General features: G+C 74.8%; 20 protein-coding genes. 8 read left to right on the top strand and 12 right to left on the bottom strand.

The window, feature by feature from the left end; translation table 11 throughout:
* The first annotated feature begins 9 nt into the window (after nucleotides 1-9).
* From glnA to BLT39_RS13485, 4 genes are all read left to right on the top strand, one after another.
* Nucleotides 10-1,446, top strand: a complete 1,437-nt coding sequence (gene glnA, locus BLT39_RS13495) for a type I glutamate--ammonia ligase (protein WP_091064032.1) — start codon at nucleotides 10-12, stop codon at nucleotides 1,444-1,446.
* 355 nt (nucleotides 1,447-1,801) lie between these two features.
* Nucleotides 1,802-3,112, top strand: a complete 1,311-nt coding sequence (locus BLT39_RS13490) for a methyl-accepting chemotaxis protein (protein ID WP_165640270.1) — start codon at nucleotides 1,802-1,804, stop codon at nucleotides 3,110-3,112.
* Nucleotides 3,113-3,255: 143 nt separating this feature from the next.
* Nucleotides 3,256-3,429, top strand: a complete 174-nt coding sequence (locus BLT39_RS22490; protein ID WP_165640269.1) for a hypothetical protein — start codon at nucleotides 3,256-3,258, stop codon at nucleotides 3,427-3,429.
* Between the two features lie 53 nt (nucleotides 3,430-3,482).
* The gene (locus BLT39_RS13485) at nucleotides 3,483-4,505 is read left to right on the top strand and encodes an iron-containing redox enzyme family protein (protein ID WP_091064031.1); all 1,023 of its coding nucleotides are present in this window, start codon (nucleotides 3,483-3,485) and stop codon (nucleotides 4,503-4,505) included.
* On the opposite strand, the gene BLT39_RS13480 is transcribed toward BLT39_RS13485, so the two are convergent.
* From BLT39_RS13480 to BLT39_RS13455, 6 genes are all read right to left on the bottom strand, one after another.
* Nucleotides 4,476-4,760, bottom strand: coding sequence for a CDGSH iron-sulfur domain-containing protein (locus BLT39_RS13480; RefSeq protein WP_091064028.1), 285 nt, complete (start codon nucleotides 4,758-4,760; stop codon nucleotides 4,476-4,478). The genes BLT39_RS13485 and BLT39_RS13480 overlap by 30 nt on opposite strands.
* Before the next feature lie 3 nt (nucleotides 4,761-4,763).
* A complete protein-coding gene (locus BLT39_RS13475; RefSeq protein ID WP_091064025.1) occupies nucleotides 4,764-5,891 on the bottom strand; it encodes an LLM class flavin-dependent oxidoreductase in 1,128 nt (375 codons plus the stop codon).
* A 71-nt stretch (nucleotides 5,892-5,962) separates the two neighbouring features.
* Nucleotides 5,963-9,049: a bifunctional [glutamine synthetase] adenylyltransferase/[glutamine synthetase]-adenylyl-L-tyrosine phosphorylase gene (locus tag BLT39_RS13470; RefSeq protein WP_091064022.1), complete on the bottom strand. Its 3,087-nt coding sequence runs from the start codon at nucleotides 9,047-9,049 to the stop codon at nucleotides 5,963-5,965.
* Nucleotides 9,046-9,765 carry a type 1 glutamine amidotransferase gene (locus BLT39_RS13465; RefSeq protein ID WP_091064018.1) on the bottom strand — a complete coding sequence of 240 codons (720 nt, stop codon included), beginning with the start codon at nucleotides 9,763-9,765 and terminating at the stop codon, nucleotides 9,046-9,048. Before BLT39_RS13465 ends, BLT39_RS13470 begins: the two co-directional genes overlap by 4 nt.
* Before the next feature lie 20 nt (nucleotides 9,766-9,785).
* A complete protein-coding gene (locus BLT39_RS13460; protein WP_091064015.1) occupies nucleotides 9,786-11,126 on the bottom strand; it encodes a glutamine synthetase family protein in 1,341 nt (446 codons plus the stop codon).
* 72 nt (nucleotides 11,127-11,198) lie between these two features.
* A complete protein-coding gene (locus BLT39_RS13455) occupies nucleotides 11,199-12,404 on the bottom strand; it encodes a L,D-transpeptidase (protein ID WP_131801493.1) in 1,206 nt (401 codons plus the stop codon).
* Between the two features lie 148 nt (nucleotides 12,405-12,552).
* Between BLT39_RS13455 and panB the strand changes: the two genes are divergently transcribed.
* Together panB and BLT39_RS13445 are read left to right on the top strand one after the other, a co-directional pair.
* On the top strand, nucleotides 12,553-13,413 hold the full coding sequence (gene panB / locus BLT39_RS13450; RefSeq protein WP_242658385.1) for a 3-methyl-2-oxobutanoate hydroxymethyltransferase: 861 nt from the start codon (nucleotides 12,553-12,555) through the stop codon (nucleotides 13,411-13,413).
* 83 nt (nucleotides 13,414-13,496) lie between these two features.
* On the top strand, nucleotides 13,497-14,102 hold the full coding sequence (locus BLT39_RS13445) for a hypothetical protein (RefSeq protein WP_091064003.1): 606 nt from the start codon (nucleotides 13,497-13,499) through the stop codon (nucleotides 14,100-14,102).
* 4 nt (nucleotides 14,103-14,106) lie between these two features.
* On the opposite strand, the gene BLT39_RS23345 is transcribed toward BLT39_RS13445, so the two are convergent.
* The 3 genes from BLT39_RS23345 to BLT39_RS13430 are packed head-to-tail and all read right to left on the bottom strand — an operon-like array spanning nucleotide 14,107 to nucleotide 15,368.
* Nucleotides 14,107-14,418, bottom strand: coding sequence for a DivIVA domain-containing protein (locus BLT39_RS23345; protein ID WP_091064000.1), 312 nt, complete (start codon nucleotides 14,416-14,418; stop codon nucleotides 14,107-14,109).
* A complete protein-coding gene (gene npdG / locus BLT39_RS13435; protein ID WP_091063996.1) occupies nucleotides 14,418-15,125 on the bottom strand; it encodes an NADPH-dependent F420 reductase in 708 nt (235 codons plus the stop codon). The genes BLT39_RS23345 and npdG overlap by 1 nt, the downstream gene beginning before the upstream one ends.
* Before the next feature lie 48 nt (nucleotides 15,126-15,173).
* Complete coding sequence (locus tag BLT39_RS13430) at nucleotides 15,174-15,368, bottom strand: hypothetical protein (RefSeq protein ID WP_091063993.1); 195 nt, start codon at nucleotides 15,366-15,368, stop codon at nucleotides 15,174-15,176.
* A gap of 130 nt (nucleotides 15,369-15,498) precedes the next feature.
* Between BLT39_RS13430 and BLT39_RS13425 the strand changes: the two genes are divergently transcribed.
* Together BLT39_RS13425 and BLT39_RS13420 are read left to right on the top strand one after the other, a co-directional pair.
* Nucleotides 15,499-16,602, top strand: a complete 1,104-nt coding sequence (locus tag BLT39_RS13425) for a GGDEF domain-containing protein (RefSeq protein ID WP_242658384.1) — start codon at nucleotides 15,499-15,501, stop codon at nucleotides 16,600-16,602.
* A gap of 27 nt (nucleotides 16,603-16,629) precedes the next feature.
* Nucleotides 16,630-17,892, top strand: a complete 1,263-nt coding sequence (locus BLT39_RS13420; RefSeq protein ID WP_091063986.1) for a M24 family metallopeptidase — start codon at nucleotides 16,630-16,632, stop codon at nucleotides 17,890-17,892.
* Here BLT39_RS13420 and BLT39_RS13415 read toward each other — a convergent pair.
* From BLT39_RS13415 to BLT39_RS13405, 3 genes are read right to left on the bottom strand one after another with little or no spacing between them, the layout of a single operon-like run.
* Nucleotides 17,882-18,307, bottom strand: a complete 426-nt coding sequence (locus BLT39_RS13415) for a ChaB family protein (protein ID WP_091063981.1) — start codon at nucleotides 18,305-18,307, stop codon at nucleotides 17,882-17,884. The genes BLT39_RS13420 and BLT39_RS13415 overlap by 11 nt on opposite strands.
* A 10-nt stretch (nucleotides 18,308-18,317) precedes the next feature.
* Entirely contained in the window at nucleotides 18,318-18,713 is a 396-nt protein-coding gene (locus tag BLT39_RS13410) for an acyl-CoA thioesterase (protein ID WP_091063978.1), read from the bottom strand.
* 4 nt (nucleotides 18,714-18,717) lie between these two features.
* Complete coding sequence (locus tag BLT39_RS13405) at nucleotides 18,718-18,933, bottom strand: hypothetical protein (protein WP_091063974.1); 216 nt, start codon at nucleotides 18,931-18,933, stop codon at nucleotides 18,718-18,720.
* Nucleotides 18,934-18,940: the final 7 nt, after the last annotated feature.

Here is an 18,940-nt window from a genome sequence, read left to right as displayed (position 1 = left end):
GGAGGATCGATGTTCAACTCTCCCGACGAGGTCACGAAGTACATCCAGGACAACGACGTCAAGTTCGTCGACGTCCGGTTCTGCGACCTCCCCGGCGTCATGCAGCACTTCACCATCCCCGCGGAGACCTTCGGCGAGGACACCTTCGCCGACGGGCTCGGCTTCGACGGCTCCTCGATCCGCGGCTTCCAGGCCATCAACGAGTCGGACATGCTGCTGCTGCCCGACGCGAACAGCGCCTTCCTGGACCCGTTCCGGACCTACAAGACGCTCAACGTCAACTTCTTCATCCACGACCCGATCACCCGGGAGTCCTACTCCCGCGACCCGCGGAACGTGGCGAAGAAGGCCGAGGCCTACCTGGCCAGCTCCGGCATCGCCGACACCGCCTACTTCGGCCCCGAGGCCGAGTTCTACGTCTTCGACTCGGTGCGCCACAACACGGCCATCAACGAGGGCTACTACCACATCGACGCGGTCGAGGGCTCCTGGAACTCGGGCTCGGCGAGCGGGGAGAACGGGCTCGGCCCGAACCTGGGCTACAAGACCCGGATGAAGGGCGGCTACTTCCCGGTCGAGCCGACCGACCACCAGAGCGACCTGCGCGCGGCCATGATGACCAACCTGGCGAACGCGGGCCTGGAGCTCGAGCGCGGCCACCACGAGGTGGGCACCGGCGGGCAGGCCGAGATCAACTACAAGTTCGACACCCTGCTGCGCTCGGCCGACAGCCTGATGCTGTTCAAGTACATCATCAAGAACACCGCCTGGGCGCACGGCAAGACCGCCACCTTCATGCCCAAGCCACTGTTCGGCGACAACGGCTCGGGCATGCACTGCCACCAGTCGCTGTGGAAGGACGGCCAGCCGCTGTTCGCCGCGGAGACCGGCTACGCGGGCCTGTCCGACATGGCCCGCCACTACATCGGCGGCCTGCTCAAGCACGCCCCGTCGCTGCTGGCCTTCACCAACCCGACGGTGAACAGCTACCACCGCCTGGTGCCCGGCTTCGAGGCCCCGATCAACCTGGTCTACTCGGCCCGCAACCGCTCGGCCTGCACCCGCATCCCGATCTCGGGCGACAACCCGAAGGCCAAGCGCATCGAGTTCCGCGTGCCCGACCCGTCGGCCAACCCCTACCTGGCCTTCTCGGCCATGCTGATGGCCGGCCTCGACGGCGTGAAGAACAAGATCGAGCCCCCGGCGCCAGTCGACAAGGACCTCTACGAGCTGCCGCCCGAGGAGGCCCTGGGCATCGAGAAGGTGCCCGCGTCGCTGGACGCCGTCCTCGACCGGCTCGAGGTCGACCACGACTACCTGCTCGACGGCGGCGTGTTCACCTCCGACTTGATCGAGACCTGGATCGAGTACAAGCGGGAGAACGAGATCACCCCGATCCGCCTCCGCCCGCACCCGCACGAGTTCGCGATGTACTACGACATCTGATCCACGTCGCCCCAACGGCCCCCGACCTCGCCGAGGTCGGGGGCCGTCGTCGTTCCGGACCGTGCCGAAACGGAACCTCTCCTGCCGATACAAGCGGCAACGCCCGCCGTCCGCAGGAGGACACCGTGTTCCGCAGCCCCACCCCCGCACCCGCGGCCACCCCGGTGCCGCAGGACGTCGAGGCGATCGAGAAGGTCATCGAGGTGCTCGACGGCGGGATCACCAGCGAGACCGACGGCCACGTCAAGATCGTCACCTCGCTGGTCGGCTCGCTGCAGCTGTCCTACGGCGCGGCCTGGATGGTCGACGGCGAGGACGTGGTGCTGGTCAGCGAGGCGGGACCGATGGCCCGGCGATGGCCACCGCCCCCGGCACCGTCGGGGAGCGCGTGCGCGCCGACCTGGGCTACACCGGCCAGGCGATCCGCACCCGCCGTCCGGTCCTGGTCGACGCCGGCAGCGACCGCGCGGTGTGCCTGCGGTGGGCCGCCGCGGCCCGGGCCGGCGCCCGGCACGGCGCGGTCATCCCGCTCGTCGAGCACGACCGGGTGGTGGCCCTGCACGAGTACTACAGCGACGCCGAGCTGCCCTTCTTCGGCGGGCGCACCGAGAAGTGGCAGACGCTGAGCCGGCTGGCCACGCACGCGCGCCGGGGCGCCCTGGCCGCAGCCATGCTGCAGGAGACCGTCGACGACCGCGGCGCGGTGACCGAGGTGGTCACCAGCGTCGCCGCCGCCACCGACCGGTCCAGCGCCCTGCGCGTGGCGCTGGAGACGGTGCGCACCGCCTTCGGCTGGGCCTACGGCTCCTACTGGGCGATGGACCCCGTCGAGCGGGTGCTGCGGTTCGAGTTCGAGTCCGGCTCCGCCGGCCCGGAGTTCCGCGAGGTGACCCTGGCGGCGAGCTTCGCCGAGGGGGTCGGGCTCTCCGGGCGGGCGTGGCGGGCCCGCGACCTGGTCTTCGTGGCCAACCTCGCCGAGCTCACCGACTGCGTGCGGGCCCCCGCCGCGCAGCGCGCCGGCGTCCGGTCGGGCGTGTGCTTCCCCGTCCTGGTCGGCGGGGAGGTCATCGGCACGATGGACTTCTTCACCACCGAGACCATCGCGCTGTCGGAGTCGCGCGGCTCGGCGCTGCGCAACGTCGCCCAGCTGGTCTCCCAGCGGCTGGAGGTGCTGCGCCGGGTCGAGGACGACGCGGCCAACGCCCGGGCGCTGTCGGAGACCATCTCCCGGCTCCGGGAGGCCGGGCACGACGCAGGGCGCGTGGCCGCCGCGGCGATCACGCAGGCGTCGTCCATGACCGCCGAGGTGGACACCCTGGCCCAGGCGTCGGCCGCGGTGGGCGAGGTCATCGCGATCATCAGCCGGATCGCCGACCAGACCAACCTGCTCGCGCTCAACGCCACGATCGAGGCCGCCCGCGCCGGCGAGCTGGGCCGCGGGTTCGCCGTGGTGGCCAACGAGGTCAAGGAGCTGGCCCGGGAGACCGCCGGGGCGACCAAGCGGGTCGCCGACCAGATCACCGGCATGCAGGAGACCACCCGGTCGGTGGCCGAGGGCATCCTCGCCACCAGCACCGAGATCGGCCGGCTGGGCGCGGTGCAGGCCCGGATGGACGAGGTGCTCGAGGAGCAGGCCCGGATGGCCGCCGCGTTCGACAGCTGGTGAGGCTGGACGGCACCCCGGGGACGCGTCCAGGCCGACGGCACGACTGCACCGACCTGCGGTCCCGGCTGGGCACAGTTCGCCGATGAGTCGACATGTGCCCAGACGGTAACTTCGAGTGCACACCCAACCACGAGGAGCCAGGAATGACCCGCACCGCCACGCGCACGAGCCGCCCCGAGCTGCTGGCCCTGGACGAGTGCGCGTGCGGTCCCGCCCGCTGCTCGCTCACCGGCCCCTGCCTGGAGGCCGCCCTGGCCGACGAGCGCTTCGGCCTCACCCCCGCCCGCCGCCGGCAGGACCTGCGGCTCGCCTCCTGATCCGCGGCGTCCGGGGAGGTTCCGGATCCCCTGCCCCCGGGCATGGGACGACGGTGCCCCTCCCCACCCCGCGCGGCCCGCTGTCGCAGGCCCTGCACGCCGACCTGACCTCCGACACCCCCGGCGCGCTGCGCCCGAGCACGCTGGCGCTGGCCGACCAGGTCGCCACCACACCGGTGCCGCTGGCCGACGACGACCTGCAGGTCGCGCTCTACACCTGCTACGAGCTGCACTACCGCGGGTTCGACGAGGTCGACGACCGCTGGGAGTGGGACCCGCAGCTGCTGGCCCTGCGCGCCGTGCTCGAGCGCGCGTTCGAGACCGCCCTGCGCGAGGCCGCGGCACCGTGGGTGCGGGCGTGCCCCGAGGGCACCGTCGACCGGCAGCTCGCCGCGATGGTGGCCGCCGACGACGGCCCGTCGCTGTCCGAGCACATGGCCAAGCGGGCCGACGAGACCCAGTGGGCGGAGTTCCTCACCCTGCGGTCGGTCTACCACCTCAAGGAGGCCGACCCGCACACCTGGGCCATCCCGCGGATCTCGGGCCGGGCCAAGGCCGCCCTCGTGGAGATCCAGGCCGACGAGTACGGCGGCGGGTCACCGGTGCGGATGCACTCGGCTCTCTTCGGCCGGCTGATGCGCACCTTCGAGCTCGACGACACCCACGGCGCGCACGTCGACGCCGCACCCGCCGAGGTGCTGGCCACGCTCAACGCGATGAGCTTCCTCGGCCTGCACCGCCGGCTGCGCGGTGCCGTCGTCGGCCACCTGGCGCTGGTGGAGATGACCTCGACCGCGCCCAGCCGCCGCTACGCCTCCGGCCTGCGCCGGCTGGGCAAGGGCGACGACGCCACGCTGTTCTACGACGAGCACGTGGAGGCCGACGCGGTGCACGAGCAGGTGGCCTCGGTCGACATGTGCGGCTCGCTGGTCGCTGCCGAGCCGGCGCTGCACGACGACGTCCTGCTCGGCGCGGCCATCGCGCTGGAGCTGGAGTCCCGGGCCGGCGCCCGGGTGCTCCAGGAGTGGGGCGCGGGCCGCTCGGCGCTACGCCCCCGCGCCGCCGTCGCCGTCTGAGGCCTGCTCGAGGGCGGCCAGCCGCTGGCTGGGCCGGTCGCTGCGCGGCGCGCTGGGCGCGGAGAAGCCCGTCCGCTTGTGGCTGCCGTCGCAGAAGGGCTTCAGCCCGGACTTGCCGCACCGGCACAGGGCCACGACGTCGCGACCCGGGTCGAACTCCACGCCGTCGGCGTCCACGAGCCGGAAGTCACCGCGCACGACCAGCGGGCCGTCGCGGTAGGGGGTGATGGTCGCGGGCTCACGCTCGTCGGGCACCGCTCAGCCCTGCCCCTGCGCGGTGGGGCTCAACCCCGCGTCGCGCTTGGCGACCTCCTCGCGCACCAGCGGGATGACGTAGCGGCCCACGTCGACCGCGTCGCCGAGCAGGTCGTAGCCGCGCATCGAGATGATGTCCACGCCCAGGTCGACGTAGTCCAGCAGCGCGGCGGCCACCGTCTCCGGCGTGCCGACCAGGGCGTTGGAGTTGCCGGCTCCCCCGCTGGCCGCAGCGGTCGGCGTCCACAGCGCCCGGTCGAAGCGCTCCCCGCGCGCGGCGATCTCCAGCAGGCGCTGGGACCCGGCGTTCTCCGGCCCAGCCGCCGGCGGCCGGCTGATCGACAGCGGCGAGCGGCCGTTGCCGTTGCGCATGGCCTCGATGCGGGCCACCGTGCGGTGCGCCTTCTCCCAGGCCAGCTCCTCGGTGGGGGCGATGATCGGCCGGAAGGCCACCTGGATGCGCGGCATCGTCGTGCGGCCCGCGGCCCGGGCGGCGGCGTGCACCCGCTCGATCTGCGCGGCCGTCTCCGCCAGCGGCTCGCCCCACAGCGCGTAGACGTCGGCCTCGGCCCCGCCCACGGCGTAGGCCGCCTCCGACGAGCCCCCGAAGGACAGGTCGGGGCGGGGCTGCTGCACCGGGAAGGTGTCGGAGACGAAGTCGGCGAACCGGTAGTGCTCGCCGTCCCAGTCGAAGGGCTCGTGCGACGTCCAGGCCTTCTTGACGATCTGCATGTACTCCCGGGTGCGGGAGTACCGGGCGTCCTTGGTCAGGTAGTCGCCCTCGCGCTGCTGCTCGTGGTCGGTGCCGCCGGTGATGACGTGCACGGTGAGCCGGCCGTCGCCGATCTGGTCCAGGGTGGCGAAGGTCTTGGCCGCGAAGGTCGGGTAGCTGACGTTGGGCCGGTGGGCCAGCAGCACCTGCAGGGTGTCGGTGTGCGCCAGCAGCCACGCGGCGGCGGCCGAGGGCTCGGGCGCGCCGGAGCCGTAGGCGAACAGCACCCGGTCCCAGCCGAAGTCCTCGTGCGCCCGGCCGAGCCGGACCGTGTACTCCTTGTCGAAGCTGCCCCCGGAGCGGGGCGTGGTCTCCGACCCGTCGTTGGTGGCGGCGATGCCCAGGAACTCGATCGGCACGGTGGCACCCTTCGGTCGGCGGTGGGTCCTGCAGCCGTCAACCCCCCGCCGCGTGGGGTCTGTTCCCGGCGTCAGTCGTCGGCGCGGCCGTAGAAGACGCGCTCGACGACCGAGCGGGCGTGCCGGGCGGCGCGGCGGTAGTCGTCGACGAACCCGCCCGGGTCGGCGTCGGCCGGGTAGCCGCTGGCGCGGGCCACCCCCGACAGCTCCAGCCCCGGCCGGGGCAGCTGGTCACCGGGACGGCCGCGGACCAGGAAGACGGCGTTGCGCGCGCGGCTGGCCCGCTCCCACGCGTCCCGGAGCGCGTCGACGTCCTCGGTGGGCAGCAGCCCGGCCTCCCCGAGGGCGACGAGCGCGTCGACGGTCGGGGTGACCCGCAGCGCCGGGTGGTCGTGCGCGTGCTGCAGCTGCAGCAGCTGCACGGTCCACTCCACGTCGGCCAGGCCGCCCCGGCCGAGCTTGGTGTGCGTGGCCGGGTCGGCACCGCGCGGCAGCCGTTCGCTCTCCACCCGTGCCTTGATCCGGCGGATCTCGGCGACCTGGGCGTCGGTGAGCCCCTCGGCCGGCCAGCGCAGGGGGTCCACCAGCGCGCAGAAGTCGCGACCGAGCGCAGCGTCGCCGGCCACCGGCTCGGCGCGCAGCAGGGCCTGCACCTCCCAGACCGACACCCACCGCTGGTAGTACTCCGCGAACGCCGAGAGGCTGCGCGACAACGACCCCTGCCGGCCCTCGGGGCGCAGGTTGGCGTCGACCTCGAAGGCCGGGTCGGGGGCGGGCTCGGCCAGCAGCCGCCGCAGCGCGTGCGCGATCTGGTTGGCCGCCCCGGCCGCCCGCGACTCGTCGGCCCCCTCGCGCACCCGGTGCACGAAGAGCACGTCGGCGTCTGAGCCGTAGCTCATCTCCCGGCCCCCGAGCCGGCCCATGCCGATGACGGCGAGGTCGACCGGCACCTGGTCGACCGGCACCTTGGCGTCGGCCGCCCAGGTGCGCACGGCGGCGTCCAGCCCGGCCTCGAGGGTGGCGACGGCGACGTCGCGCAGCGCCACCCCGACGCCGACGACGTCCAGCAGGCCGAGCAGGTCGGCGCAGGCGACCCGCAGCAGCTCGGTGCGGCGCAGCCCGCGCAGCACCCGGACCCCCTCGGCGGCGTCGCCGGCCCGGGCCACCGACTGCCGCCACGCCGAGGTGAGCGCCGCCGCCGGACGGGGCACCAGCTCCTCGTCGCGGGCCAGCAGCCGCAGCGCCTCGGGCGTGCGGGTGAGCAGCCCGGCGACGTACTGCGAGGAACCGAGCAGCAGCGCCAGCCGCTCGGCGACCTGGCCCTCGTCGCGCAGCAGCCGCAGGAACCACTGGTTGCCGCCCAGGGCCTCCGACACCTGCCGGTAGGCCAGCAGCCCGGCGTCGGGGTCGGCCGCCGAGGCCAGGGTCTGCAGCACCACCGGCAGCAGGTAGCGCTGCATGGACGCCGACCGCGACACCCCGCCGGTCAGGGCGGCGAGGTGCCGCAGCGCGCCGTCGGGGTCGGCGAACCCCAGCGCCCGCAGCCACACCCCGGCCGCCTCCGACCCCAGGGCCAGCTGCTCGCCGGGGACCCGGGCCACCGCGGACAGCAGCGGCCGGTAGAACAGCTTTTCGTGGATCCGCCGCACCTCGCGGGTGTGCAGCGCCAGCTCGGCGCGCAGCACCGCGACGGCGTCCCCCCGGTGGTCGGGCTTGTAGCCCAGGGAGCGGGCCAGCCAGCGCAGCTGCACCTCGTCGGTGGGCAGCAGGTGGGTGCGGCGCAGCCGCAGCAGCTGCAGCCGGTGCTCGACGGTGCGCAGGAACCGGTAGGAGGCCGCGAGGGTGGCGGCGTCCTCCCGGCCGACGTAGCCGCCCACCGACAGCGCCAGCAGCCCGGGCAGCGTGCCGCCGGTGCGCAGCGTGATGTCGACCCGGCCGTGCACCAGCTGCAGCAGCTGCACGCTGAACTCGACGTCGCGCAGCCCGCCCCGGCCCAGCTTGAGCTCCCGGCCGGCCTGGGCCGGCGGGATCAGCGACTCGACCCGGCGGCGCATCGCCTGCACCTCGGCGACGAAGCCGGGCCGGTCACCGGCCTTCCAGACCAGCGGCCACAGCGCGTCGACGTACTCCCGGCACAGCGACGGGTCACCGGCGACGCCGCGCATCTTCAGCAGCGCCTGGAACTCCCAGGTGCCCGCCCACTGCTCGTAGTAGGCGACGTGGCCGGCCAGGGTGCGCACCAGCTGGCCGGCCTTGCCCTCCGGGCGCAGCGCGGCGTCGACCTCCCAGGCCGCCTCACGGCAGACCCGCATCAGGGTCGCGCACACCTTGGCCGCGGTGGCGGTGGCCTCGGCGTCGTCGGCGCCGTCCAGGGGCTCGGCGACGAACACGACGTCGACGTCGCTGACGTAGTTGAGCTCGCGACCCCCGCACTTGCCCAGCCCGATGACCGCGATCCGGCAGTGCGGGGCACCCGGCGGCTGGTCGGCGACGGCCAGGGCGAGCCCGGCCACCAGGACCGCGCCGGCCAGGTCGGCGAGCTCGCCGGCCACCTCGTCGGCGCCGAGCCCGCCGCCGAGGTCGCGGCCGGCCACCGACAGCACCGCCCGCAGGTAGGCCCGGCGCAGGTCGCGGACCCGCGAGACGTCGGCGTCCGGCGCCGGGGTGCCCAGGCCCACGCCCCACGGCGGGTCGTCGGGGTCGGCGCCCACCGCGCGCAGCATCTGCTGCTCCAGCGACAGCGGGGTGGGCCGGACCGGGCCGTCGTCGGTGTCCAGCACGGTCCAGTCCTCGGGGTGGGCGACCAGGTGGTCGTCCAGCCCCGCGCTGGCGCCGAGGACGGCGAGCAGCTGGCCGCGCAGGTTCGCCGAGCCGCGCAGCCGGGACAGCAGGTGGGCGGCCAGCTCGCCGCCGGGGTCCTCGCGGTCCAGGGCCTCCACCAGCCGGGCGAGGGTCAGCACGGCCAGGTCGGGGTCACCGGCCCGGGCGAGCGCGGAGACCACCGGCGCGGCCTCGGGGTCGGCCGGCTCGTTGCGGTCGAGGTCCCACAGCCCGAGCTCCGGCGAGGCCAGCAGGCGGGCGACCCGCTCGCCGTCCTCGAAGCCGAGCCGGACCAGCCGGACGACGGCCCGGCGCGGGACCTCGACCGGGTCGGTCACGTGCGGGCGCGGGCGTGCACGACGTCGGCGAACCGGCCGGCGAAGGGCGCCCACACCTCGGCCAGGTCGGGGTGCGCGGCCGCGGCGCGCGCGCTGATCTCCGCGACGTCCAGCCCGCTGGAGGCGACGCCGACCGGGTCGTGCGCGGCCCAGGACGCGGCGATCTCCGGGGTGGTCTCGATGTGGAACTGCAGCCCGTAGACCGCCGTCCCCAGGCGGTAGGCCTGCACGTCGCACACCGGGTTGGCGGCCAGGACCACCGCGCCGCCGGGCAGCCGCTCGACCTCGTCGTGGTGCCAGGCGATGACGTCGGGCGAGAGCGGGACGCCGGCGAACACCGGGTCGGTCTCGGCGGCGTCGCGGCGGGCGACCAAGGTGGCGCCGACCTCCGGGCCGTCCGGTCGCACCCGGGTCGAGCCGCCGGTGGCCTGGGCCAGCAGCTGCGCGCCCAGGCAGATGGCCAGGGTCGGCACGTCGTCGGCGGCGGCCTGCGCCAGCAGGTCGCGCACCGGGGCGAGCTCGGTGGCGCCCTCGTCCAGTGAGGACTGCGGGCCGCCGAGCACCAGCAGGCCGTCGTGCCCGGAGAGGTCGGCGGGGACCTCGTCGCCGGCGTCCAGGTGCCGCTCGTCGAGCTCGAGGCCGGCCCCGGTGAGCCACTCCCCCAGCCGGGCCGGCGGGTCGGTGTCGGACGGGACGACGACGAGCAGACGGGTCACGCCGAGAGCTTACGGAGCGGCTACAGCCCGGGCAGGTAGCGCTGGAGCTCGAAGGGGGTGACGTTGCGGCGGTAGGAGTTGAACTCCTCCCACTTGTTCCGCAGGAAGAACTCGAAGACGTGCTCGCCGAGGGTCTCGGCGACCAGCTCGCTGCCCTCCATCGCGGTCAGCGCCTCGCCCAGGCTCACCGGCAGGTCCTCGTAGCCGGCGGCCCGCCGCTCGGTGTCGGTGAGCGACCAGACGTCGTCCTCGGCCTCGGGCGGGAGCTCGTAGCCCTCCTCGATGCCCTTGAGCCCGGCGGCCAGCAGCACCGCGAAGGTCAGGTAGGGGTTGCAGGCGCTGTCGGGCGAGCGCACCTCGACGCGGGCGGAGTTGGCCTTGGACGGCTTGTAGGAGGGCAGCCGCACCAGCGCCGACCGGTTGGCCTTGCCCCAGGTGGCGGCCGTGGGCGCCTCGGTGCCGGCCAGCAGGCGGCGGTAGGAGTTCACCGTCTGGTTGGTGACGGCGGTGACCTCGCGGGCGTGCTTGAGCAGCCCGGCGATGAACTGCTTGCCGGTGGTCGACAGCCGCATCGGGTCGGCCGCGTCGTGGAAGGCGTTGCGGTCGCCCTCGAACAGCGACAGGTGGGTGTGCATGGCCGAGCCGGCCAGGTCGGTGAAGGGCTTGGGCATGAACGTGGCGTGCACGCCCTGGGCCAGCGCGACCTCCCGGACCACGTGCCGCAGCGTCATGATGTTGTCGGCCATCGACAGCGCGTCGGCGTAGCGCAGGTCGATCTCCTGCTGGCCCGGCGCGACCTCGTGGTGGCTGAACTCCACCGAGATGCCCATCGCCTCGAGCGCGAAGACCGCCTCGCGGCGGAAGTCGTGCGCGACGTTGTGCGTGGACAGGTCGAAGTACCCGCCGGTGTCGGCCGGGGTGGGCGGGGTGCCGTCGTCGGGGAGGTCCTTGAGCAGGAAGAACTCGATCTCGGGGTGGGTGTAGAAGGTGAACCCCATGTCGGCGGCCTTGCCCAGCGCGCGGCGCAGCACGTGCCGCGGGTCGGCCCAGGCGGGGCTGCCGTCGGGCAGCGTGATGTCGCAGAACATCCGCGCGGTCTCGCTGGTGCCGCCCTTGGCCGAGGGCATCACCTGGAAGGTGCCGGGGTCGGGCTTGAGCAGCATGTCGGACTCGTAGACCCGGGCGAAGCCCTCGATGGCCGACCCGTCGAACCCGATGCCCTCGGCGAACGCCGCCTCGATCTCGGCCGGCGCCACGGCCACGGCCTTGAGGTAACCGGACACGTCGGTGAACCACAGCCGGACGAACCGGAGGTCGCGCTCTTCCAGGGTGCGCAGGACGAACTCCTGCTGGCGGTCCATGCTCGGCATCCTGTCTCCCGGTCGTGTCGGCTCGGTTACGACACCCGGAGCCTGCCCCGTCGGGGTGGCAGGTCAGACGCCGGGGTGCAGCGCCGACCCCGCGACCCATTCGTCCCAGCCGACGTTCCAGTCGCCGAACCCGTCGGTCTCGGTGAGCCGCGGCCCGGCGTTGCTCACCTCGACGACGTCCCCGCGGCCGAAGTTCGCGTAGAACCAGCCCGCGTCGGCGGTGGAGACGTTCAGGCAGCCGTGGGAGACGTTGCGGTACCCCTGCTGGCCGACCGACCACGGGGCGGCGTGCACGAAGATCCCGGAGTTCGACAGCCGGGAGGCGTACTCCACGTCGGTCCGGTAGCCGCCGGGGGCGTCGATCGGCACACCGTAGGTGGAGGAGTCCATCGTGTAGTGCCGCGACTGCTGCATGACCACGTAGGTGCCCGACGGCGTGGGGCTGGACGGCTTGCCCAGGGACGTCGGCATCGTCTGCACCAGCTGGTCGTCGACGTAGAGCCGCAGCACGTGCTCGGTGGCGTCGACGACGCCGACCTTCTTCGGGCCGGTGTCGAACTCCACGTGCCGGCTCGCCTGGCCGTGGATGCCGTCCCCGACGTCGACGCCGTAGAGGTCGGCGTCGACCACGACGTGGGTGTGCGCCGGCCAGTAGGCGGCCGGCCGGTAGTGCACGGTGCGGTCCGAGAGCCACGACCAGGACCCGTCGACGTGCGGGGTGGTGACGACCGACAGCCGGCGCTCGACGGCGGCCCGGTCGGTGACGTCCTCGTCGAAGGTGATCGAGATGGGCTGGCCGACGCCCACGACGGGGGTGTCGGCGCCCGGGAAGACCGTCGGCAGGGTGAGCGTGCGCGGGGTGACGGTGCCGACCGTGCCGGACGCCGTGCTGGTCCGGCCGGTGGCGTCGGTGGCGGTGGCGTCCACGGCGTAGGTCGTGCCGTAGCCCAGGTCCGCCGAGGCTGTCCAGGTGCCGGCGGCGGCGTCGAGCGTCCCCGGCAGCGGGGTGCCGTCGGCGGCGGTGACCGTGACGCCGGTGAGGGTGCCGTGCCCGGCCAGCACCCGCAGCGGGGTGACCGGGTCGACGTCGGTGGAGCCGAGCGGCGGGTCGACGCTGATGACCGCGGCGGGCACCGGAGCTGCGGTCGGGCCCGCCGCGGTGGTGGTCGGCGCGGCGGCCACCCCGTCGTCGACCTCCGACCGGCAACCGGCCAGGACGGCGAGCGCGACCAGCAGCAAGGCGAGCGGTGCGCGGCGGCGGACGGGCATCGTGACCTCGGCTCGGGGCAGGCGGTGGTGCAGCGGATCCAACCAGCGCGACGGGCGCACAGGCGGGTCCGCCGCGTGCAGGAACGACAGTGTTCCGTTCTGCACCTGTCAGGTGTTCCCCATCCGGCGCCGGTGCAGGATGGGCGCCGTGACCACGCCGTCGTCGTCCCCCTCCCCCAGCTCCGAGCCCGTGCTCTACGGCGGGGGCTCCCCCACCGCCCGGGTGCGGATCCACCACCTGCAGCAGGCCAAGGCCGACGGCGACAGGTGGGCGATGCTGACCGCCTACGACACCTACACCGCGCGGGTGTTCGAGGAGGCCGGCATCCCGGTCCTGCTGGTCGGGGACTCGGCCGGCAACGTGGTGCTGGGCCACTCCTCCACCGTGCCGGTGACGGTGGAGGACCTGCTGGTGTTCACCAAGGCGGTCACCCGGTCCACGTCGCGGGCGCTGATCGTGGCCGACCTGCCGTTCGGGTCCTACGAGGCCTCGCCCGAGCAGGCCTTCGGCACCGCGGTGCGGATGATGAAGGAGGGCGGCGCGCAGGCGGTGAAGCTCGAGGGCGGTGCCCGGGTGGCCCCGCAGGTCAAGCTGCTGGCCGAGAACGGCATCCCGGTGATGGGCCACGTCGGGTTCACCCCGCAGTCCGAGCACGCCCTCGGCGGGTTCCGGGTGCAGGGCCGCGGCGACGCCGCCGACCAGGTGCTCGCCGACGCCCGCGCGGTCGCCGACGCCGGGGCCTTCGCCGTCGTCCTGGAGATGGTGCCGGCCGACGTCGCCGCCCGGGTGACCGCGGAGCTGGCGGTGCCCACCGTGGGCATCGGCGCCGGGGTGGGGTGCGACGCCCAGGTGCTGGTCTGGCCGGACATGGCCGGGCTCAACGGCGGGCGGGTGCCGCGGTTCGTGAAGAAGTACGCCGACCTGCGGGGCGAGCTGCTGCGGGCCGCGCAGGAGTACGCCGCGGAGGTGCGCAGCGGCGCGTTCCCCGGGCCGGAGCACAGCTTCTGACCCGATCGGGCGGTTCAGCTGAACAGGACCGTCCGCATTGCCGACACTCCGGAGCACACGCCCCACCCCGGAGGAGCACGACCGTGAAGATCGACCGCACCGCAGTCATCGGCGTCGCCTCGGGCGTCGTCTTCCTCGCCGCCGTCGTCGGCGGGGTGGCCGCGAACGCGGCCCCCGGCGACCCCGGCACGGCCCCGACCGCGGCGACCGCCCCCACCGCGGCCGCCGCCCCGACCGCCGACACCGCGCCGGTCGGCAGCACCGCCGCCACCGGCACGCCGGCCGCCACCGGTTCGGCCGCGCCGACCGCCGACACCGCGCCGGTCGCCGGCACCGCGCCCACCGCGCCCACCGCGTCGCAGGGCAGCACGGCAGGGGTCGGGGTGACCGCCGGCGTCGGCACCACCGCGGGTGTCGGCACGACGGCCGGCGTGGGTGTCACGGCCCCCACCGCCGGCGTCGGGGTCACCGGCAGCGTCGGCGTGGCCGCCCCCACCGGCACCGTGGGCGTCACCGGCACCGTCGGCGTGGCCGCCCCCACCGGCACCGTGGGCGTCACCGGCACCGTCGGCGTCGCGGCCCCCACCGCGGGGGTGGCCGACATCGCGCTGACCGCCGGCGGCACGTGCCCGTCGGGCTACACCGTGAGCCTCACCCTGCCCAACGTCTGCGTCCGGGTCGGCCTCTGACCGGTCAGGGCTGCAGGGGCTGACCGTTCAGCTCGATGCCCCGGCCGCCCGCCCCGCCGCCGCCCAGCGCGGCGGCGAGCCGGTCGAGGAAGTCGTCGACGTCGGCCTCGGCGTAGCCGCGCTTGCCCACCGGGGGCTTGCGGAACACGACCTGCGCCACGTCGGCCGGCCCCATCGACGGGGGCCGGCCGGCGGCCCGCGCGTCGAGCTCGGCCGCCGCGCGGTCCAGGAAGTCGTCGACCTCGTCCGGGGCGTAGCCGCGCTTGCCGAAGCCGGGCCGGGCGAAGGTGGCCGACCGGACGTCGTCCCCGGTCATCAGACGCCGGTGACCCGGATGCCGGCGTGCGTCCTGTACCGGCGGTTCACCGACACCAGGTTGATGGTCAGCGCCTCCACCTGGCGGGCGTTGCGCAGCCGGCCGGCGTAGACCCCGCGCAGGCCCGGCAGCTGCCCGGCCAGTGCCTGCACCAGGTCCATCGCGCCGCGGTCGTCCCCGACCACCATCACGTCGCCCTCCAGGGTCGGGTGGGAGAGGTCCTCCAGCGAGACCGCCGACAGGTGGTGGAAGGCCCCGACGACGAGGCTGTCGGGCAGCAGCGCGGCGGCCTGCTGGGTGACGCTGCCCTCGGGGACGTCGAGCACGTAGGCGCCCAGCTCGTCCCAGCCCATCGGCACCACGCAGTCCACGACGACCTTGCCGGCCAGCACCGGCGCCAGCTCGGCCAGCAGCTCGGCGTGGCCGTCGTAGGGCACCGCCACCACGACCACGTCGGCGGCACCGGCCACGTCGTGGTTGGACCCGCCGCGCACCGAGACCTCGGCCCCGCCCGAGGCCGCCGTCGCCCGGTCGGCCACCTGCGCGGCGACCTCCTGGGCCCGGTCGGCGTCGCGGGAGCCCAGCAGCACGCGCTGCCCCGCAGCGGCCCAGCGGACCCCCAGCCCCCGGCCCTGCGGCCCGGTGCCGCCCAGCACGCCCACGACCAGCTCGCCGACCGGCCGGCCGACCGCGCTGCTCTCCGTCACGTCGTCTCCCCCACCTCGAAGCGGACCCCGGCTGTGATCATGCCCGGGTCAGCTGCTGCGCTCGCCCCGGTCCCACGCACGGTCCTCGGCGTCGGCCTTCTCGTTGCGCTCGGCGACCTTCTCCAGCGCGTGCTCGGCCTCCTCGCGGGTGGCGAAGGGCCCGAGCCGGTGCCGCTCGGCGCAGCCGTCGGGCCCCTCCACCGCGTTGTCCTTCAGGCACCAGAACCACGGTCCGTCGGCCATGTCGGCACTCCTCCCTCGGGCGGTCCGCTCCCGCGGGTGCGCGGGGCCAGGTCAGCGTGGCACCCGGGCCACGGTCCTGCCCGGCGGCCGGTGCTGGGGCGGCACCCGTGCGGTGCGGCACACTGCGCCCGTGCCCGCAGCGCCGCACCCCGCCACCGAGAGCCGCCGGTGGCTGCTGCCCGGCGCCGGGCGCACCGACAGCCGCACCGCCGCCCGGCTGATCGCCGCGCTGCTGCTGGTCGGCGCCGCCCTCGGGTCGCTGAACCTGCTCGTGGAGTCCGTGCTGCGCCCCGGCGGCACCCGCTGGGTCTACGCCGGCGCCATGGCGCTGCTGGTCGTGCTGGCCGTGGTGGTGCGGGTCCGCGACCGGGTCGGCACCTCGCTGGTCGCCGTCCTGGTGCTGGTGGGCGACCTGGTCTACGTGGTCGTCGCGCTGTCGATCACCGACCCGATGCGCTACGCGCCGCCGCTGATGCTGCTGTTCTGCGCATTCTCCGCGGCCTGGTTCCTCGACGGCTGGCGGCTCGGCGTGCACTTGGGCGTCGTCCCGGTCGCCTGCTGGCTGGCCCTGCAGGGCAGCTTCGACGACCGCGCGGCCCTCGCCGTCCAGGTCGTGGTGCAGTCGATCGTCCTCGACGTCACCACCCTCGGGGTGGTCTGGCTGCGCCGGCAGGTGCAACGGCTGGTCGCCGACACCGAGCGGCTGTCCTCCACCGACCCGCTGACCGGGCTGGCCAACCGGCGCTCGCTCGTCGCCGGCGGCGACCGGCTGTGGCGGCAGGCGCTGCGCGACGGCGCCGCGGTGGCCGCCTTCGTCCTCGACCTCGACAGGTTCAAGGAGCTCAACGACGAGCACGGGCACGCCGCCGGCGACGCCGTGCTGCAGGCCGTCGCCACCTCCCTCACCGGGGCGGTGCGCCCGGCCGACGTGCTGGCCCGCACGGGTGGTGAGGAGATGGTGGTGCTCGGTCTCGTGCACGGCGCCGCGGACGCCGAGCAGCTGGGCGAGCGGCTGCGCGCGGCGGTGCAGCGGGCCGGTCACCGGCTGCACCCGGTGACCGCCTCGGTCGGGGTGGCCCTGGCCGGGCCCCGCCCCGGCGACGACCCGCAGGACGCCGTCCGCAAGCTCATCGACCGTGCCGACCTGGCGATGTACACCGCCAAGCAGGCCGGCCGCGACCGCGTCGAGCTCGCCGAGCCGGTCGTCCCCCGGCCGCGGGTGGGCGGCGCCTGAGCGGTGCCCGTCTGGTCTGATCGGACCATGACGGCGACCCTGCAGCAGGTGCCCCTGCCCCTCCGCGAGCAGGCCGAGGTCCGCGACGGGTGGCTGGCCCACCGGCTCGCCGCGCTGCTGCCGGGCTGGATGGACGACGCCGGGATCGACCTGTGGGTGCTGGTCGGCCGCGAGCACCACGAGGACCCGGTCCTCTCCACGATGCTGCCGGCCACCTGGCTGTCGGCCCGCCGGCGGACGGTGCTGCTGCTGCACCGCACGGCCGCGGGCGTCGACGCCCTCGCCGTGGCGCGCTACCCCGTCGGGGTCTTCCGCTCGGTGTGGCGGCCCGGGGACGACGACCCGTCGGCCACCCAAGAGGCCGCGCAGTGGGCCGCGGTCCGGCGCGCGGTGGACGACGCGGCCCCGCGGCGCATCGGCATCGACGTGTCGGCGGTCTTCGCCCACGCCGACGGCCTCAGCCACACCGACCACGAGCAGCTGCTGGCCGCGCTCGGGCCGTGGGCGGACCGCGTGGTGCCGGCCGAGGAGCTGGCCGTGCGCTGGCTGGAGACCCGGCTGCCCGAGGAGGTCGCCGCGCAGCACGCGATGAACGCGCTGGTGCACACCACGATCGACGAGGCCTTCTCCCGGGCGGTCATCACGCCGGGGACGACGACGGCGCTGGACGTCGCGTGGTGGATCCGGCAGCGCTTCCACGACCTGGGCGTCGACCCGTGGTTCCAGCCGACCGTCGACGTGCAGCGCGCCGGGCTGCCGGGGGTGCACGAGGACCTGGTGGTCGAGCCGGGCGACCTGGTGCACTGCGACGTCGGCCTGCGCACGCTCGGGCTGACCACCGACACCCAGCGCAACGCCTACGTGCTGCGCCCGGGCGAGACCGCGCCCCCGGCCGGGCTGGTCGCGGCGCACGCGGTGGGCAACCGCATGCAGGACCTGGTCACCGGTGCGCTGGTGCCCGGCCGCACCGGCGACGAGGTGCTCGCCGCGGCACGGGCCGGCGCCGCGGCCGAGGGCATCGACGGCGACGTGTACTCCCACCCGGTCGGCCACCACGGCCACGGGGCGGGCCCCGCGATCGGCATGTGGGACGCCCAGGGCGGGGTGCCCGGCACCGGGCGGGCCGTCGTCCGCACCGACACCACCTGGGCGCTGGAGCTGTGCGTGCGGGTGCCGGTCCCCGAGTGGGGCGGCCAGGTGGTGCGGATGGCGCTGGAGCAGGGCATCGCCCTGACCGGTGCCGGCGTCGACTACCTCGACGACCGGCAGACCCGGCTCATCACCCTCTAGCCTCCCGGGTGGCCTTGTCGTTGGCCTTCTCCAGGGCCTCGACCAGCTCGTCCTTGGTCATCGTCGACCGGCCCTCGACGTCGAGCTCCTGGGCGCGCTCGTAGAGGTGCTCCTTGGTGGCGTTCTCGTCCACGCCGCCGGCGGTGCCCAGGTCGGTGTCCCGGTTGCCGTGGGCCGACTGCTCGTCGGACGGGCCCTTGTGGTCCTTGGGCTCCCAGTGGTCGCCGACCTTCTCGTGGGTGTGCTTGACCGCGCTCCACGCCACCCGGTTCGCGGCCTGCTCGTCGCCGTCGTAGGTGTCCAGGGCGCTGTCGTGGGCCTGCGCGTAGGTGTCCTGGGCCTTGTCGTCGGAGCGCTGCAGCGTGCTGGGCAGCTCGTCCTCGATGACCTTCCCGCTCTTGTCCGTCTTCGGCATGCCGGCGCTCCTACCCGGCTGCGTCCTCGGAGAACGTCGTCCAGTGCGCACGCTCGGCCGCGGTCATCGGCCGGGAGGCGTCGTCGGCGACGTGGACCAGGACGGCGACGACGCTGATCGCCACCTCGCCGTCCTGGTGCAGGTCCTGCCGGACGGTGACCGAGCTGCCGCCCAGCCGGGTCACCCAGCTGTCCACGTCGACGGACTCCCCCGCCCGGTAGAGCAGCTGCCGCCGGTAGTCGACCTCGAGCCGGGCCAGGATGATCGGCGGGGCGACGCCCCCCTCGTGGCCGGCGCCCATCGCCAGCCGGGCGTCCTCGAGCAGGCTCAGCGCGCGGGCGTGGTTGACGTGGCCGTAGACGTCGGGGTCGGACCAGCGCAGCTGGACCGCGTGCCGGTGGCGCACCGCCTCAGACGGTCTCGGCCGACGTCCGGTGCCCGCCCTCGTCGGCGTCGGGGTGCAGGGTGCGCTCCTCGGACTCGGCCAGGATCGCCTCGGCCTGCCCCCGGGCGTCCTCGCTGCCGCCGGCGCTCTCCTCCTCCGGCAACAGCTCCGCCCGGGTGTCCACGTTGTGCTCGGTGACGTTCGCGCGGGCCTCGGGGGTGGGCGGCTGGCTGGTGGTCATGCCGCCG

Origin of the sequence: Klenkia brasiliensis (genome assembly GCF_900100695.1) — a bacterium.
In the GTDB taxonomy this organism is placed as follows: domain Bacteria; phylum Actinomycetota; class Actinomycetes; order Mycobacteriales; family Geodermatophilaceae; genus Klenkia; species Klenkia brasiliensis.
Note: the sequence above shows the minus strand (reverse complement) of the source record. Positions and strands in the feature narration are given on the sequence as shown.

Bases quoted from the DNA above. Each gene is read 5' to 3' on its own strand.
- glnA (WP_091064032.1), top strand. From the start codon at position 10: ATGTTCAACTCTCCCGACGAGGTCACGAAGTACATCCAGGACAACGAC.
- BLT39_RS13490 (WP_165640270.1), top strand. From the start codon at position 1,802: ATGGCCACCGCCCCCGGCACCGTCGGGGAGCGCGTGCGCGCCGACCTG.
- BLT39_RS22490 (WP_165640269.1), top strand. From the start codon at position 3,256: ATGACCCGCACCGCCACGCGCACGAGCCGCCCCGAGCTGCTGGCCCTG.
- BLT39_RS13460 (WP_091064015.1), bottom strand. From the start codon at position 11,126: ATGGACCGCCAGCAGGAGTTCGTCCTGCGCACCCTGGAAGAGCGCGAC.
- BLT39_RS13455 (WP_131801493.1), bottom strand. From the start codon at position 12,404: ATGCCCGTCCGCCGCCGCGCACCGCTCGCCTTGCTGCTGGTCGCGCTC.
- BLT39_RS23345 (WP_091064000.1), bottom strand. From the start codon at position 14,418: ATGACCGGGGACGACGTCCGGTCGGCCACCTTCGCCCGGCCCGGCTTC.
- BLT39_RS13430 (WP_091063993.1), bottom strand. From the start codon at position 15,368: ATGGCCGACGGACCGTGGTTCTGGTGCCTGAAGGACAACGCGGTGGAG.
- BLT39_RS13420 (WP_091063986.1), top strand. From the start codon at position 16,630: ATGACGGCGACCCTGCAGCAGGTGCCCCTGCCCCTCCGCGAGCAGGCC.
- BLT39_RS13415 (WP_091063981.1), bottom strand. From the start codon at position 18,307: ATGCCGAAGACGGACAAGAGCGGGAAGGTCATCGAGGACGAGCTGCCC.
- BLT39_RS13405 (WP_091063974.1), bottom strand. From the start codon at position 18,933: ATGACCACCAGCCAGCCGCCCACCCCCGAGGCCCGCGCGAACGTCACC.